At 53.3% G+C, this 15,798-nt stretch carries 14 protein-coding genes; 2 read left to right on the forward strand and 12 right to left on the reverse strand.

The annotated features are described in order from the left end of the window. Nucleotides 1-61: 61 nt before the first annotated feature. The 9 genes from purF to pdxB form a co-directional block, all read right to left on the reverse strand. The gene (purF, locus tag FEM44_RS01740; protein ID WP_135521742.1) at nucleotides 62-1,579 is read right to left on the reverse strand and encodes an amidophosphoribosyltransferase; all 1,518 of its coding nucleotides are present in this window, start codon (nucleotides 1,577-1,579) and stop codon (nucleotides 62-64) included. Between the two features lie 36 nt (nucleotides 1,580-1,615). Then, on the reverse strand, nucleotides 1,616-2,104 hold the full coding sequence (cvpA, locus tag FEM44_RS01745; protein WP_000262113.1) for a colicin V production protein: 489 nt from the start codon (nucleotides 2,102-2,104) through the stop codon (nucleotides 1,616-1,618). Between the two features lie 349 nt (nucleotides 2,105-2,453). Next, entirely contained in the window at nucleotides 2,454-3,116 is a 663-nt protein-coding gene (gene dedD / locus FEM44_RS01750; protein ID WP_130207256.1) for a cell division protein DedD, read from the reverse strand. Then, nucleotides 3,106-4,374: a bifunctional tetrahydrofolate synthase/dihydrofolate synthase gene (gene folC / locus FEM44_RS01755; protein WP_135521740.1), complete on the reverse strand. Its 1,269-nt coding sequence runs from the start codon at nucleotides 4,372-4,374 to the stop codon at nucleotides 3,106-3,108. The genes dedD and folC overlap by 11 nt, the downstream gene beginning before the upstream one ends. 73 nt (nucleotides 4,375-4,447) lie before the next feature. Further along, complete coding sequence (accD, locus tag FEM44_RS01760) at nucleotides 4,448-5,362, reverse strand: acetyl-CoA carboxylase, carboxyltransferase subunit beta (protein WP_064526523.1); 915 nt, start codon at nucleotides 5,360-5,362, stop codon at nucleotides 4,448-4,450. A 155-nt stretch (nucleotides 5,363-5,517) separates the two neighbouring features. After that, a complete protein-coding gene (locus FEM44_RS01765) occupies nucleotides 5,518-6,177 on the reverse strand; it encodes a DedA family protein (RefSeq protein ID WP_000364335.1) in 660 nt (219 codons plus the stop codon). 82 nt (nucleotides 6,178-6,259) lie between these two features. Continuing rightward, nucleotides 6,260-7,072, reverse strand: a complete 813-nt coding sequence (gene truA, locus FEM44_RS01770) for a tRNA pseudouridine(38-40) synthase TruA (protein WP_001283597.1) — start codon at nucleotides 7,070-7,072, stop codon at nucleotides 6,260-6,262. Beyond that, nucleotides 7,072-8,085, reverse strand: a complete 1,014-nt coding sequence (locus FEM44_RS01775; RefSeq protein WP_135521738.1) for an aspartate-semialdehyde dehydrogenase — start codon at nucleotides 8,083-8,085, stop codon at nucleotides 7,072-7,074. Before FEM44_RS01775 ends, truA begins: the two co-directional genes overlap by 1 nt. Nucleotides 8,086-8,150: 65 nt before the next feature. Continuing rightward, nucleotides 8,151-9,287, reverse strand: coding sequence for a 4-phosphoerythronate dehydrogenase PdxB (pdxB, locus tag FEM44_RS01780; RefSeq protein ID WP_135521736.1), 1,137 nt, complete (start codon nucleotides 9,285-9,287; stop codon nucleotides 8,151-8,153). 99 nt (nucleotides 9,288-9,386) lie between these two features. Here pdxB and flk point away from each other — a divergent pair, with 99 nt between their 5' ends. Further along, nucleotides 9,387-10,379, forward strand: a complete 993-nt coding sequence (gene flk, locus FEM44_RS01785) for a flagella biosynthesis regulator Flk (RefSeq protein ID WP_135521734.1) — start codon at nucleotides 9,387-9,389, stop codon at nucleotides 10,377-10,379. On the opposite strand, the gene FEM44_RS01790 is transcribed toward flk, so the two are convergent. After that, on the reverse strand, nucleotides 10,376-11,554 hold the full coding sequence (locus tag FEM44_RS01790) for an MFS transporter (protein WP_135521732.1): 1,179 nt from the start codon (nucleotides 11,552-11,554) through the stop codon (nucleotides 10,376-10,378). The genes flk and FEM44_RS01790 overlap by 4 nt on opposite strands. A gap of 265 nt (nucleotides 11,555-11,819) precedes the next feature. Further along, on the reverse strand, nucleotides 11,820-13,040 hold the full coding sequence (gene fabB / locus FEM44_RS01795) for a beta-ketoacyl-ACP synthase I (RefSeq protein ID WP_130236950.1): 1,221 nt from the start codon (nucleotides 13,038-13,040) through the stop codon (nucleotides 11,820-11,822). A 158-nt stretch (nucleotides 13,041-13,198) separates the two neighbouring features. Here fabB and mnmC point away from each other — a divergent pair, with 158 nt between their 5' ends. Next, nucleotides 13,199-15,205, forward strand: coding sequence for a bifunctional tRNA (5-methylaminomethyl-2-thiouridine)(34)-methyltransferase MnmD/FAD-dependent 5-carboxymethylaminomethyl-2-thiouridine(34) oxidoreductase MnmC (gene mnmC, locus FEM44_RS01800; RefSeq protein ID WP_135521730.1), 2,007 nt, complete (start codon nucleotides 13,199-13,201; stop codon nucleotides 15,203-15,205). A gap of 306 nt (nucleotides 15,206-15,511) precedes the next feature. Here mnmC and FEM44_RS01805 read toward each other — a convergent pair whose 3' ends face one another. Continuing rightward, complete coding sequence (locus FEM44_RS01805; RefSeq protein WP_000559761.1) at nucleotides 15,512-15,790, reverse strand: YfcL family protein; 279 nt, start codon at nucleotides 15,788-15,790, stop codon at nucleotides 15,512-15,514. Nucleotides 15,791-15,798: the final 8 nt, after the last annotated feature.

Raw genomic sequence — 15,798 nt, forward strand, 5'->3', positions numbered from 1 at the left:
TTGCAGGATTTCGGCGGGAGTTGCAAGTCAGGGTGCCAGACTGGCACCCTGAGTGAAGGCATCATCCTTCGTTATGCATTTCCAGGTTTTCCACTTCGTTCTGACGTTGCAATGCTTTGGCGTCGTCATTACGTAAAGTATCGAGAAAATCGAGATAGCCCTGATCAACATCTTTGGTGACGTAGACGCCGTTGAACACCGAGCATTCAAACTGCTGAATATCCGGATTTTCAGCACGAACAGCTTCGATCAGATCGTTGAGGTCCTGGAAAATCAAACCGTCAGCACCGATGATCTGGCGAATTTCATCCACTTCACGGCCGTGAGCGATCAGCTCCGTGGCACTCGGCATATCAATACCATAAACGTTCGGGAAGCGAATCTCTGGTGCCGCAGAGGCGAGGTACACTTTCTTCGCTCCGGCTTCGCGTGCCATCTCGATAATTTGTTCAGAGGTGGTGCCGCGCACGATGGAGTCATCAACCAGCAGGACGTTTTTATCGCGGAACTCAGCGCGGTTGGCGTTCAATTTACGGCGCACAGATTTACGACGCAGCTGCTGACCCGGCATGATGAAGGTACGACCAACATAGCGGTTTTTAACAAAGCCCTGGCGGTACGGTTTGCCCAGAATTCGGGCAATTTCCAACGCGATATCGCAGGAAGTTTCCGGGATTGGAATAACCACGTCGATATCCAGATCTTCCCATTCACGGGCAATTTTCTCGCCCAGTTTCGTGCCCATATTCACACGCGCGCTGTAAACGGAAATTTTGTCGATGAACGAGTCAGGACGGGCAAAGTAAACATACTCAAACAGGCACGGATTGCTGACCGGATTGTCAGCACACTGACGGGTAAACAACTGCCCTTCTTCAGTGATGTAAATCGCTTCGCCTGGGGCGACGTCACGCAGGAACTCAAAGCCCAGCGTATCGAGCGCAACGCTTTCGGAAGCGACCATATATTCTGTGCGATTATCGTCAATATCACGTTTTCCCAGTACCAGCGGACGAATCCCGTTAGGATCGCGGAAAGCAACCATGCCGTGGCCGATAATCATCGCCACACAGGCATACGCGCCGCGAATTTGGCGGTTAGTCGCGGCAATGGCGGAGAAAATATTATCGGCTTCCAGCGGGTAGTGGCGGAAGTTATCCAGCTCGCTGGCGAAGATATTAAGCAGAATTTCCGAGTCGGAAGTGGTGTTGATGTGGCGGCGTTTTTCTTCAAACAGTTTTTTACGCAACTCGTGAGCGTTGGTCAGATTGCCGTTGTGGGCAAGCGTAATACCATACGGAGAGTTAACGTAAAACGGCTGCGCTTCAGAGGCACTGGAGCTGCCAGCCGTAGGGTAACGCACATGACCAATGCCCATATTGCCCTGCAAACGCTGCATATGGCGAGCTTCAAATACATCGCTCACCAGCCCGTTCGCTTTACGCAAACGGAAGCAGTTATTGGCATCTATGGTGATGATGCCGGCGGCATCCTGACCGCGATGCTGAAGCACCGTTAAGGCATCATAAATCGACTGGTTAACCGGCATAACACCGGCGATACCGACAATACCGCACATACGTCTTTTTCCTCGTTAAGCCACATCTCAGAGCACTTACGCCCTGGGCAAGAAACTTGACGAGCTTTGCAGATAATCAAAAAACCATCTGATGATAAAACTGAACTGCGGGATCAGTTGTGATTTACTCCAGTCTTCGCTTTTCGACACTCCAGTAAAGGAGTCGAGAAAGAAGAGAATGGCAGCAACAATCAACACACCGCGCAACGCACCGAAACAGACGCCCAGCACCCGATCGGTGCCTGACAATCCCGTTTTCTCCACCAGCTGGCCTATCACGAAGTTCACGATAGCACCAACGATCAGGGTAGCGATAAACAGTACCGCGATGGCAATCCCATTTCGAACCAGTTCGTCTTCAAAGCCCGTAAACCAGACTGACAGGTAAGTGTAGTAATGACTGGCAACAAAGAAAGCACAACCCCATGTCACCAGCGATAACGCTTCACGAACAAAGCCGCGGATCAGGCTAACCAGAGAGGAAAAAGCAATCACCGCGATTATGGCGTAATCAATCCAGACCATATGTGTCCCACGATTTTACGCCCTGTCATCCTGTTCGGGGCGCATTCTAACAGAAAAAGAAAACGTTTGCGTAGGGATTTCCTTCCCGCGCATCAATAAAAATGGCGCTGAAAAAATATTCAACGCCATCGACTTTTTATGCCTTTGCGGCACCGGGCAATCATTGTCGGATGCGGCGTGAACGCCTTATCCGACCTACGGTTCTATCCCTGCGTAGGCCTGATAAGACGCGCTGGCGTCACATCAGGCAACGGCTGTCGGATGCGGCGTGAACGCCTTATCCGACCTACGGTACTGCTCCAGCACAGGCCTGATAAGACATGCTGGCGTCGCATCAGGTAAAACCGTATTAATTCGGCGTGTAGCCCATAACCACGCCGCTCAAACCAGAGATCTGCTTCAGTTCGCCAAGCGATCCTTTCAGCTTATCTTTTGAGGCATCTGGCCCCACGAGAATACGGGTGATTTTACCCTGCACTGGCGTCGACGGCGAAGTATAAACCCGATATCCCGCGCCACGCAGCTTACCGACAATCTCATTCACTTTATCGGCATTTTTCAGCGCGCCCAGTTGCACAACATAGGCTTTACCCGTCGGCGCTGCTTTTTCTTCAACAACCGGCTTCGGTTCTGGCTTCGGCGGGGGCGGCACTTCAACCTTCGGCTTAGGCGGATCCACCGGTTTCGGTTTCGGTGGAGCGACTGGTGCAGGCTCCGGTTCAAACACGGTATTATTGGCCGCAATGGTTGTCGGGTCGAGCGAAGGCGCTGCGGCATCACCTGCCCGCACCTCTTCTGCCGCGCCTTCTGGCGGCTGTGTCGGCAACGCCTGAGTGGCGGCTGGCATCATATCTGGCTCGTCACGATCGCCCGCTTTCGGCACCAGCGGGATCGCTGCGAACTCATCCTGATAATGTTTTTTCTGCCCATCAAGCAATCCTGGAAGCACAATAACTCCCAGAGCTACCAGCACAATAGTGCCAACTAACCGATTCTGAAACTTACTCGCCACCGCTTCTCCTCGCGTCAATCACTTCCATGACATGTGCGACCGTATGGAACGAACCACACACCAGCACGGTATCTTCCGGTTTAGCGTCCGCCATTGCGGCTTCCCATGCCTGCGCAACGCTATCGAATGGTTTGCCGTTCCCCAGATGCTCAAGCAATCGTGCTGCCGTGGCACCGCGCGGCCCTTCCAGTGGCGCACAATACCAGTCATCAACCACGCTTTTCAACCAGGCCAGTGTTCCGGCAATATCTTTATCATGTAGCATACCGATAACCGCCAGCACGCGCCCGTTTTTCGGTAACGCTTTCATGCGTCCGGTAAGATATTCCGCCGCATGAGGATTATGGGCGACATCAAAAATAACGCGTGGCGTCTCGCTCACAATCTGGAAACGTCCAGGCAAAATTGCGCTGGCAATACCGTCGCGAATTGCCTTTTCACTGACTTCCAGGCCGCTGGCACGCAGTGCCGCCAGCGCTGTTGCGGCATTCGGTTGCGGGACAAGTGGCAACGGTAACCCCGCCAGCGTGCCGTGAGCGTCGGTAAATGACCAGTCATGGTCAGTGACTGAATAATTCCACTCAACGCCACAACGTTGCAACAGTGCGCCTTTCTCCTGTGCTACATCGGCAATGGTGTAAGGCATTTCCGGTTCACCGACGATCGCCGGTTTTTCACTGCGGAAGATCCCCGCTTTCTCACGACCAATGCTTTCACGATCTGGCCCCAGCCAGTCGGTATGATCCAGCGCAATACTGGTCACCACGGCAACATCAGCATCGACAATGTTAGTCGCATCCAGACGACCGCCCAGACCTACTTCCAGAATCACCACATCGAGTTGCGCCTCTTTGAACAACCACAATGCCGACAGCGTACCGTATTCAAAATAAGTCAGAGAAATATCGCCGCGCTCGGCCTCAATCTCGGCAAAAGAAGCCGTATGGGCCGACTCCGCCAGTTCTTTGCCCTGTATACGAACGCGCTCGGTATAACGCACCAGATGCGGCGAACTGTAGACCCCCACCCTGTACCCTGCCGCCATCAGAATCGACTCCAGCGTACGGCAGGTCGTGCCTTTGCCATTAGTTCCCGCAACGGTAAACACAAACGGTGCAGGTTTAAGGACGCCAAGACGCGCCGCAACCAGGCTGACGCGATCAAGGCCGAGATCGATAGTTTTACTGTGCAGGTTTTCCAGATAAGAAAGCCACGAAGCCAGAGGCGACGCGGCTTGAGGAGTGCGTTTGATAATCATGGTATCCGCTGATTCGTTACGGGGAGAATAAATAGCAAAAGGGCAGAGCCAGTGGCCCTGCCCTTATCAGTTATCAGGCCTCTGGTTCCTGATCCGGCACCGGTGGCACCACTTCGCCTTCACGCGGCGCATCAGGATTAGGCGCTGGCAGATTCATCAGCTTCGCCAGAATGCTAGCCAGTTTCAGGCGCATTTCCGGTCGACGGACGATCATATCGATGGCGCCTTTCTCGATCAGGAATTCACTGCGCTGGAATCCTGGCGGCAGTTTTTCGCGAACGGTCTGTTCGATAACGCGCGGACCGGCAAAGCCGATTAACGCTTTCGGTTCAGCAATATTGAGATCGCCCAGCATCGCGAAGCTTGCAGAAACACCGCCCATAGTCGGGTCGGTCAGTACAGAAATGTACGGTAACCCGCGCTCCTGCATTTTCGCCAGTGCCGCAGAGGTTTTCGCCATCTGCATCAGCGACATTAACGCTTCCTGCATACGTGCGCCACCAGAAGCGGAGAAGCAGATCAGCGGGCAGTTATCTTCCAGCGCTTGCTCAACGGCACGCACGAAACGAGCGCCAACCACTGAACCCATTGAACCGCCCATAAAGGCGAATTCGAATGCCGCAGCGACAACCGGCATACCGTACAGAGTGCCTTTCATCACCACCAGCGCGTCTTTTTCGCCGGTTTCTTTCTGCGCAGAGGCCAGACGGTCTTTATACTTTTTGGAGTCACGGAACTTCAGCACATCTTTCGGCTCAAGCTCGCTACCCAGCTCCACAAGGCTGCCTTCATCTAACAAGCTATGCAGGCGGTTACGCGCCGACATACGCATGTGATGGTCACACTTCGGACAGACCTCAAGATTACGTTCCAGTTCAGCGCGGTATAAAACCTGACCGCAGCTATCACACTTAGTCCACACACCTTCAGGAATGCTCGCCTTGCGGGTGGGAGTAATGTTGCTTTTAATTCGTTCAATCCAGCTCATTAGGGACCTTTCTGTCTGAACCTGGTTCGATGCCAGTTTTATCTTTGGGGACGCATAATGCCATTTTTGCCCCCAACAGACCATGAATGTTGCACATTAAAACATAACAGCCCGAAACTTTGGATAAAAAAGTGGTCGAACCGCGGAGTTACTTTTTATTTTGCGGCGCGGGCCGCAGCGCGTTTGTGACGGATAATTTCGATGACGCCCGGCAAAATGGAAACCACAATAATACCGACGATCAGCAGCTTAAGGTTATCCTGAACCATCGGGATTGTACCGAAGAAATAACCTGCATAGGTAAAAAGCAGTACCCATAACAGTGCGCCGATCACGTTATAAGCGGCGAAATGACGGTACGACATGTGGCCCATACCCGCAACGAACGGGGCGAACGTTCTGACGATAGGCACAAAACGAGCGAGAATAATGGTTTTGCCGCCATGTTTCTCATAAAACTGGTGCGTTTTGTCGAGATAACTGCGACGGAAAATTTTCGAATTGGGGTTACTGAATAACTTCTCACCGAACAGTCGCCCAATGGTGTAGTTGACCGCATCACCCACAATTGCAGCAATCAACATCAGTACCACCATCATATGGACGTTGAGATCATTAGTCTCCAGAGATGCCAACGCGCCAGCGACAAACAGCAACGAATCACCAGGCAGGAATGGCGTTACCACAAGCCCGGTTTCACAGAACAGAATCAAAAACAGAATGGCATAAACCCAGACGCCGTACTCTGCGACCAGCTCAGCCAGATGCACATCAATATGCAAAATAAAATCGATGAGGAAATAAATCAGGTCCATAATTGCCTATGCCTTGTACTCTTCATTTCTCAGGCTGTAACTGCGTTGGCTACAGCCTGAAATTTTTAGAGCATTATTCTCATTAGTCCGCCAGAAACAGCGGGCCCATTGGCGGTTTTGGAAGATCAAATCGGTCAGGGTAATCTACCGCAACCAGATACAGCCCTTCCGCTTTCGCCGTTGCTGCCGCCAGCGTTCTGTCCTTTGCCGCTAACAGCTCTGCTATCCAACTCTCTGGCTGGTTGTGGGCGCCTACTTCCATCAGGCTACCGACAATATTCCTCACCATATGATGTACAAAGGCATTCGCTTTGATATCTACCACCACATAAGGACCATGTCGCGTGACGTTAATATGCATAACGTTGCGCCACGGCGTTCGGGACTGGCACTGCACCGCGCGAAATGAGGTGAAATCATTCTCGCCCAACAAGCATTGCGCAGCCCGATGCATCCGTTCGGCATCCAGCGGTTCGTAGAAGTGGGTCACACCTTTACTCAACACCGCCGGGCGCAGCCGATGATTGTAGATGATGTAGCGATAACGGCGAGCCGTGGCGCTAAATCGGGCATGAAAATCATCAGGTACAGCTTTAACCCAACGCACGGCGATGTCACCAGGTAAATTCGCATTTACGCCTAATGTCCACGCGGCGTCTTTGCGCTGCGCGGTGGTTTCGAAATGCACTACCTGCCCGGTGCCGTGTACGCCTGCGTCAGTACGCCCGGCGCAGAAGACGGTGATGGGCTCGTTCGCCACCTGGGAGAGCGCCTTTTCCAGCTTCTCCTGCACACTGCGGACTTCGTTCTGCCGTTGCCAGCCGTAATACCTACTGCCGTCGTACTCAATGCCCAGCGCAATTTTATAAACTGGCGGTTGTTGCTGGTCGGACATTAGTACAGATACTCCTGCACCAGTTTCTCGGCGATTTTCACTGCCATCAGTGCGCCGCCAAAGCGAACGTTATCAGCCACCGACCAGAACTGAATTTGCTCCGGCATACCATAGTCATTACGCACGCAACCCACAGAAAGATGCGGAGACCCGGAAGCATCGCCCACCTGAGTTGGGAATTCATTCTCTTCGGAAAGCACAATATCTTCGCCCTGAGTAAAAGCATCACGCGCTTCTTCTGCCGCCAGCGGACGCAGAGCTTCAAAGTTGACCATCTGAGCGTGACCGTAAAATACCGGTGCCTGCACGACGCTTGCCGAAATCATCAGCCCTTCGTCCTGCATGATTTTGCGCACTTCATCGACGATACGACGTTCTTCACGCACGCTACCTTCCCTGTCCGGCAGTAACGGCAGCATGTTGAACGCCAGCTGACGTCCGAAGAAATCTTCTTCGTCAATCGGAATGCCGTTGAGCAATTTCGCACTCTGCCCCGCTAACGCATCGACTGCTTTTTTGCCCTGTGCGGAGGCTGAAATCAGGCTGGTAACGCTAATACGCGACAATCCGCCCTGATCGATTAACGGTTTGAGAGAAGCCAGCAGCTGGCTGGTCAGGCTGTCCGGTACGGCGATGACATTACGGTTACGGTAATCAGCAAGTACAAACGGGTTTACTTCCGGCACCACCAGCGGTACGTCGGGTTCGAGAGCGAACAATCCGCTGCTGTCGATAACCAGGCAGCCTGAGTTGGTTGCTTCTTCAACCCAAGTCGCGGTCGCTTCTTTGCCTGCGACAAAAAACGCCAGTTGCGCCTGCGTCCAGTCAAATTCGGCGGCATCCTGCACGGTGATTGTCTTACCACCAAAGCGCAGATGTTCGCCTGCGCTTTCGTTACGTGCCAGTGCATAAATTTCCCCAACCGGGAACTGACGTTCAGCCAGCGTTTCAATCAGGGCTTCGCCCACAGCGCCAGTTGCGCCCAGGACGGCAATGTTCCAGCCTTCAGACATGGTGGTTTACTCCAGAAAATGCAAAGCTCCCTGCCTATGTTACAGCAGAGAGCATGAAGAAGAGATTAACGAGCCGGATGATGAACGGCGTTAAAACCCAGTTTACACAGTAATGATGCCGCACTGGCGTCATCACAAATCACATACAGAGACGACCATTCGCGGCGCTCAAGGTAATTTTTGCGCAGTTTATCGAACTCACCCGGAATTCCGGCGACTTTACGCAGCGGTGCGTCGTCGCGGCGCACATCATACACCAAATGCACCAGCCTTTTTAGCGTCGGCTGATCGAGCGGACCATGCAGCGTGATGCGGCCAAACTCCGGCGCGGGCAGTAAAGTATCCAACGCCACGTGCTGTTCATGACCAATAAACTTGCTGTAGGCTTCAAACACTTGCGTTGTGCCACGCGCTTTACCTTCGAGGGTATAGCCCGCGATATGCGGCGTGCCGATATCCACTTTTTGCAGCAGCTCAACGTTGAGTTCTGGCTCGCCTTCCCAGACATCCAGCACCACGCTTAACTTCTGACCTTCATTCAGGCAGGTCAGAAGTGCGGTATTATCGACAACGGCACCACGGCAGGCGTTAATCAGAATTGTCCCCGGCTTCAGGCTGCGAATCAGTTTTTCATCCGCCAGATGCCGCGTTTTGTACGGACCATCTTTAAAGAGTGGCGTATGGAAAGTCAGAATGTCTGCTTGCGCGACCAGTTCATCAAGAGGACGGAAATCCCCTTCATCCCCTCGTTCGGCGCGTGGTGGATCGCAAAGTAAGGTTTTGATCCCCCACGCTTCCAGCCGCGCCTGTAACCGTCGCCCGACGTTGCCGACGCCCACGATCCCCACGGTACGCTCGTGCAGTGAAAATCCATCGCGTTCGGCAAGCATCAGCAGTGACGAGAAAACATATTCCACTACCGCAATCGCATTGCAGCCAGGTGCAGCAGAAAAACCAATTCCCGCCTGCTTTAACCACGCTTCATCGACATGGTCCGTCCCCGCGGTCGCGGTGCCAATAAATTTTACCGGTTTTCCTGCCAGCAAAGATTCATTCACTTTCGTGACCGAACGCACCATCAAAGCATCTGCATCATCCAGTTCAGCAACTGGAATTGGACGCCCCGGAACCGCTTTCACCTCCCCCAGACGACTAAATAATTCGCGGGCATAAGGCATATTTTCATCAACAAGGATTTTCACGTTTGTGGTACCTGTATGAGAACGAGAGTTAACCGGACAAGTGTGCCATAATCTCGCGGCCAGGCATACTTGCGATGATTTCAGGTATAAGGATACGTAATGATACAACCAATTTCCGCCCCTCCTGGGCAACCACCGGGTCAGGGGGATAAACTGTCGTCTGGCGCAGGCAATCAGCCTTTATCCAGCTTGCAACGTACAGTGCTGGAAAGTTTGATAACCAAAGTGACTTCGCTGACGCAACAGCAGAGCGCGGAATTGTGGGCCGGTATAAAGCACGACATCGGTCTGCCGGGCGACTCACCGTTACTTTCACGCAATTTTCCCGCCGCAGAACAAAACCTTGCACAACGTTTACTGGCCGCGCAAGAAAGCCATTCTGTCCGCCAGCTTTTGGCGCAATTGAGCGAGTACTTACGGCTGGGGAATAATCGTCAGGCGGTCACAGATTACATTCGTCATAACTTTGGTCAGACGCCGCTGAATCAACTCTCACCGGAGCAATTAAAAACCGTCCTGACGCTGTTACAGGAAGGGAAGATGGTTATCCCGCAGCCGCAACAGCGCCAGGCGACCGATCGCCCTTTGTTACCGGCAGAACACAATACGCTTAAGCAACTGGTGACTAAACTCGCGGCGGCAACAGGAGAACCCAGCAAACAGATTTGGCAATCTATGCTGGAACTTTCTGGGGTAAAAAATGGTGAGTTGATCCCGGCAAAAATGTTTACCCACCTGGTTACCTGGTTGCAGGCACGCCAGGTGTTAAGTCAGCAAAATACACCGACGCTGGAGTCGCTTCAGATGGCGCTAAAACAGCCACTGGATGCCAGCGAGTTGACAGTATTATCGAGCTATGTTGAGCAAAAATATGGCCTTTCTCAGCAATCAGCCCTGACTTCCGCACAGGCCGAGGATATCCTCAACCTGCTTTATCAGCGGCGGGTGAATGGGACTGAACCGCGAGATATTCAACCGTTGCTCAATCCCTTTACGCCATTCATTAACACGATGCAAGAAATGGCCATGCGCCCCAGCCTGTGGATATTGCTGACCGCCATCATCGTGATGCTGGTCTGGTTATTGAGTTAACCACGACGAAATGACAGTATCGTCGCGATAATCCCCAGCACCGCCGATATCGCCCCGGCAAGGAATACCGACGAGTAGCCAAATGTGGTCGCCAGGACACCTGCCAGTGGCCCGGAAACACCGAGGGCGATATCCTGAAACGCTGCATAACCGCCGAGCGCAGTACCGCGAACCTGAGACGGAACGCGCTTAACCACTTCCACACCAAGCGCCGGGAAGATAAGTGAACACCCTGCCCCGGTTAACGCCGCACCAGCTAACGCCACCCACGCGCCAGGCGCTTGCCAGAGCAGCAACAAACCTACTGTTTCGACAAGCAAAGAGACAATCGCCACTTTCACGCCGCCAAAACGGTCTGGCATCCAGCCGAACATCACGCGCATCACGACAAATGCGCCGCCAAATGCAGTGAGTGTAAAACCTGCCATCGCCCATCCTTTGCTGGCAAAGTAGAGCGATACAAAGGTTCCGATAACCGCAAAGCCAACGCCCTGAAGCGCCAGACCAAGACCTGGTTTCCAGATAAGTCCGACAACACTCCACAGCGATGGGCGTTCTCCTGCCATTGCGGGTACTTTGCGTACTGTGCCGTTACAACCCCACGCCAGTAAAGGCAATGCCATTGTCGTAAGCGCCAGTGCGGCAAAACCGAAATGGCTATGAATCAACAAGCCAAGCGGTGCGCCCACCGCCAGTGCGCCATAAATCGCCATCCCATTCCACGACATCACTTTGCCTGAGTGTTTCGGCCCGACAATGCCCAATCCCCAGGTCAAAGCGCCCGTCAGCAACTGGCTTTCGCCAAAACCAAGAATCAACCGCCCGACGACCAGCAGGGCAAATTTAATCGGTGCGGAGACAGGCAAAAGCGCCGCCAGCAGCAACGCGCCGCCAGCCAGACCACAGGCGAACATGCCCTGAAGCGCCGAACGTTTTGCACCATATTGATCGGCCAGTCGTCCGGCGTAGCCACGCGTCAGCACCGTAGCCAGAAACTGAATGCCGACGGCAATCCCGACCATGGTGTTGCCATAGCCCAGTTCATGATGAACAAACAGCGGGATAACCGGCAACGGCAGCCCTACGGTCATGTAGGTTAGAAAAACCGCAAAAGCGATGCGGAAGAGCGAAAAATTGGCAGAAGATCGTGTTTCTGTTTGGCTTACAGCAGTCATGCATTACTCCAGAATGCAGCGCAAGGCGAGGAGTCTCCCCGTCTCATCTCTCTGGTTTTCAGGGTTACGGTGCGTTGGCAGGATTTAACGCGTACGTCTTTTCAGAAGGAAATCGACAAAGCGGGAAGTTTGCCTGGAACAGGCGCCGATTGTCAATGATGTGAAAAAGGGAACCATCGGGTTCCCTTATTCTTTAGTGCCGGAGGCAGCATTGGCGTGTAACGTCGGATGCGACGCTGACGCGTCTTATCCGACCTACTCCGAATTAATCTTTCAGCTTACGCATTACCAGCGTGGCGTTAGTGCCGCCGAAGCCGAAGCTGTTAGACATAACAGTGGTCAGTTCGCGATCGGTCGTTTCGGTCACGATGTTCAGACCCGCAGCCTGCTCGTCCAGCTCTTCAATGTTGATGCTCGGGGCGATAAAGCCGTGTTCCAGCATCAGCAGAGAGTAGATAGCTTCCTGTACGCCAGCAGCGCCCAGAGAGTGACCGGTCATTGCTTTGGTTGCAGAAATCGCCGGGCTCTTATCGCCGAACACTTCACGAATAGCCGCCAGCTCTTTCACGTCACCAACCGGAGTCGAAGTACCGTGGGAGTTCAGGTAGTCGATTGGGGTATCAACACCGTGCATCGCCATCTTCATGCAGCGCACTGCGCCTTCGCCAGACGGAGCAACCATGTCTGCACCATCAGACGTTGCGCCGTAGCCAACGATTTCAGCGTAGATATGAGCACCACGTGCCAACGCGTGTTCCAGTTCTTCGACCACCACCATACCGCCGCCGCCAGCGATAACGAAACCGTCACGGTTAGCGTCATAAGTACGGGAGGCTTTTTCCGGGGTGTCGTTGTATTTAGTAGACAGCGCGCCCATTGCGTCGAATTCGCAGGCCATTTCCCAGCACAGCTCTTCGCCGCCGCCAGCAAACACGATGTCTTGTTTGCCCAGTTGGATCTGCTCTACTGCGTTACCGATACAGTGTGCGGAAGTCGCACACGCGGAGCTGATGGAGTAGTTAACGCCGTGGATTTTGAACGGCGTAGCGAGGCAGGCAGAAACGCCAGATGCCATCGCTTTAGTGACCACATACGGGCCAACCGCTTTCAGGCCGCGCGGGCCGCGCATTGCGTCAGCGCCGAACACCTGAAAACGCGGGGAACCGCCGCCGGAACCTGCAATCAGGCCAACGCGCGGGTTATTCTGGTAAGCTTCCGGGGAGAGGCCAGCATCTGCAATTGCCTGCTCCATAGAAAGGAATGCATAAATGGATGCGTCGCTCATAAAGCGCACAACTTTGCGGTCAATGAGGCCAGTGGTATCCAGTTTTACGTTGCCCCAAACGTGGCTACGCATGCCGGAATCCTTCAGCTCCTGAGAGAAAGTGATCCCTGAGCGTCCTTCACGCAGAGATGCCAGGACTTCCTGCTGGTTATTACCGATGCTGGAAACAATGCCCAGGCCAGTAATCACTGCACGTTTCATTCAATACCTCTGTAAGTCGCACATAGAGTAAGTTTCGAATGCACAATAGCGTACACTTGTACGCCGAACAAGTCCGATCAGCCAATTAATAGAGAAATTTGCGCAGCCTGGCACACATCGCTAAGATCGAGCCACCGCCTGTAAGACGAGTAACTTACGTGAAACACTACGCCATACAACCTGCCAACCTTGAATTTAATGCTGAGGGTACACCTGTTTCCCAAGATTTTGACGATGTCTATTTTTCCAACGATAACGGACTGGAAGAGACGCGTTATGTTTTTCTTGGGGGTAACCAATTAGAGGCACGCTTCCCCTGTCATCCACATCCTCTGTTTGTGGTAGCAGAGAGCGGCTTCGGCACCGGATTAAACTTCCTGACGCTATGGCAGGCATTTGATCAGTTTCGCGAAGTGCATCCGCAGGCGCAATTACAACGCTTACATTTCATTAGTTTTGAGAAATTTCCCCTCACTCGTGCCGATTTAGTGTTAGCGCACCAACACTGGCCGGAACTTGCGCCTTGGGCGGAACAGCTTCAGGCACAGTGGCCTTTGCCCCTGCCCGGTTGCCATCGTTTATTGCTCGATGAAGGCCGCGTAACGCTGGATTTATGGTTTGGCGACATTAACGAACTGACCAGCCAACTGGACGATTCGCTAAATCAAAAAGTGGATGCCTGGTTTCTGGACGGCTTTGCGCCCGCAAAGAACCCGGATATGTGGACGCAAAACCTGTTTAACGCCATGGCGCGTGTGGCGCGTCCTGGCGGCACGCTGGCGACCTTCACATCTGCGGGATTTGTCCGTCGCGGTTTGCAGGAAGCTGGATTCACGATGCAAAAGCGTAAGGGCTTTGGGCGGAAACGGGAAATGCTTTGCGGGGTGATGGAACAAACATTACCACTCCCCTGTTCCACGCCGTGGTTTAACCGTACGGGCAGCAGCAAACGGGAAGCGGCAATTATCGGCGGCGGTATTGCCAGCGCGTTGTTGTCGCTGGCGCTATTACGGCGCGGCTGGCAGGTAACGCTTTATTGCGCGGATGAGACTCCCGCACTTGGTGCTTCCGGCAATCGCCAGGGGGCGCTGTATCCGCTCTTAAGTAAACACGATGAAGCGTTGAACCGCTTTTTCTCTAATGCGTTTACTTTTGGTCGTCGACTTTACGATTTATTGCCCGTTAAATTTGATCATGACTGGTGCGGCGTCACGCAGTTAGGCTGGGATGAAAAAAGCCAGCATAAAATCGCACAGATGCTGTCGATGGATTTACCCGAAGAACTGGCTGTAGCCGTTGAGGCAAATGCGGTTGAACAAATTACGGGCGTTGCGACAAATTGCAGCGGTATTACTTATCCGCAGGGTGGCTGGCTGTGTCCGGCAGAATTAACCCGTAATGTGCTGGAACGGGCGGAACAGAAAGGTTTGCAGATTCGTTATCAGCATCAGTTAAAGGATTTGTCCCGTAAAGATGATGAGTGGCACCTGACATTTGCGGATAATCAGCAGACGATGCATAGCGTGGTGGTACTGGCGAACGGGCATCAAATTAGCCGTTTCAGCCAAACATCGCCTCTGCCAGTGTATTCAGTTGCCGGGCAGGTTAGCCATATTCCAACAACGTCGGAACTGGCGAAGCTGCGGCAGGTGCTGTGTTATGACGGTTATCTCACGCCGCAAAATCCGGCGAATCAGCATCATTGTATTGGTGCCAGTTACCATCGCGGTAGTGAAGATACGACGTACAGTGAAGATGATCAGCAGCAGAATCGCCAGCGGTTGATTGATTGTTTCCCACAGGCGCAATGGGCGACAGACGTCGATGTCAGTGATGAAGAAGCGCGTTGCGGTGTACGTTGTGCCACACGCGATCATCTGCCAATGGTGGGCAACGTGCCTGATTATGACGCAACTCTCGCGGAATATGCGTCACTGGCGGAACAGAAAGATGAAGCGGTAAGCGCGCCGATTTATGACGATCTGTTTATGCTTGCAGCTTTGGGTTCGCGTGGTTTGTGTTCTGCCCCACTGTGCGCCGAAATTCTGGCGGCACAGATGAGTGAAGAACCGATTCCGATGGATGCCAGTACGCTGGCGGCGTTAAATCCGAATAGGTTATGGGTGCGGAAGTTGTTGAAAGGTAAAGCGGTTAAGGCGGGGTAATCTGCTTTGGCATGGTTTGTCGGATGCGGCGTAAACGCCTTATCCAACCTCGTGTGACCTGTAGGCCTGATAAGACACTGTAAGCGTCGCATCAGGCATGGTGCCCCCAATGTCGGATGCGGCGTAAACGCCTTATCCGACCTCGTGTGACCTGTAGGCCTGATAAGACACTGTAAGCGTCGCATCAGGCATGGTGCTCCCAATGTCGGATGCGGCGTGAACGCCTTATCCGACCTACGTGTGACCTGTAGGCCTGATAAGACGCGATAAGCGTCGCATCAGGCATGGTGCTCCAGACGCCGCAACTTACTGCTGTGACGCCTGCTGAAACAGGTGTTCCCACATATCGGTTACCAGCGCCTGGTCACGCGGCGACAATTCACCGGCACCAATGGCTTTTTCCAGACTCTGGCTAACGGTCGTATGCACCGCCTGAGCGGAGTGGTCATCACCACTTTCCAGTTCTGCGATGGCTAATGTCAGGTGGCCACGCAAATATCCACTGGCAAACAACTCATCATCACTGGCATGGTCAACCATACCGTCGATTAATGCCAGAATGCGTGATTCAAACTCCGCGATCATCTTCTTTC

It is taken from the genome of Escherichia sp. E4742, from assembly GCF_005843885.1.
In the GTDB taxonomy this organism is placed as follows: domain Bacteria; phylum Pseudomonadota; class Gammaproteobacteria; order Enterobacterales; family Enterobacteriaceae; genus Escherichia.

Excerpts from the sequence above, each read along its gene's own strand:
- purF (WP_135521742.1), bottom strand. The coding sequence starts at position 1,579 with ATGTGCGGTATTGTCGGTATCGCCGGTGTTATGCCGGTTAACCAGTCG.
- FEM44_RS01790 (WP_135521732.1), bottom strand. The coding sequence starts at position 11,554 with ATGACTGCTGTAAGCCAAACAGAAACACGATCTTCTGCCAATTTTTCG.
- cvpA (WP_000262113.1), bottom strand. The coding sequence starts at position 2,104 with ATGGTCTGGATTGATTACGCCATAATCGCGGTGATTGCTTTTTCCTCT.
- FEM44_RS01765 (WP_000364335.1), bottom strand. The coding sequence starts at position 6,177 with ATGGACCTGATTTATTTCCTCATCGATTTTATTTTGCATATTGATGTG.
- FEM44_RS01775 (WP_135521738.1), bottom strand. The coding sequence starts at position 8,085 with ATGTCTGAAGGCTGGAACATTGCCGTCCTGGGCGCAACTGGCGCTGTG.
- fabB (WP_130236950.1), bottom strand. The coding sequence starts at position 13,040 with ATGAAACGTGCAGTGATTACTGGCCTGGGCATTGTTTCCAGCATCGGT.
- truA (WP_001283597.1), bottom strand. The coding sequence starts at position 7,072 with ATGTCCGACCAGCAACAACCGCCAGTTTATAAAATTGCGCTGGGCATT.
- accD (WP_064526523.1), bottom strand. The coding sequence starts at position 5,362 with ATGAGCTGGATTGAACGAATTAAAAGCAACATTACTCCCACCCGCAAG.
- FEM44_RS01805 (WP_000559761.1), bottom strand. The coding sequence starts at position 15,790 with ATGATCGCGGAGTTTGAATCACGCATTCTGGCATTAATCGACGGTATG.
- folC (WP_135521740.1), bottom strand. The coding sequence starts at position 4,374 with ATGATTATCAAACGCACTCCTCAAGCCGCGTCGCCTCTGGCTTCGTGG.
- flk (WP_135521734.1), top strand. The coding sequence starts at position 9,387 with ATGATACAACCAATTTCCGCCCCTCCTGGGCAACCACCGGGTCAGGGG.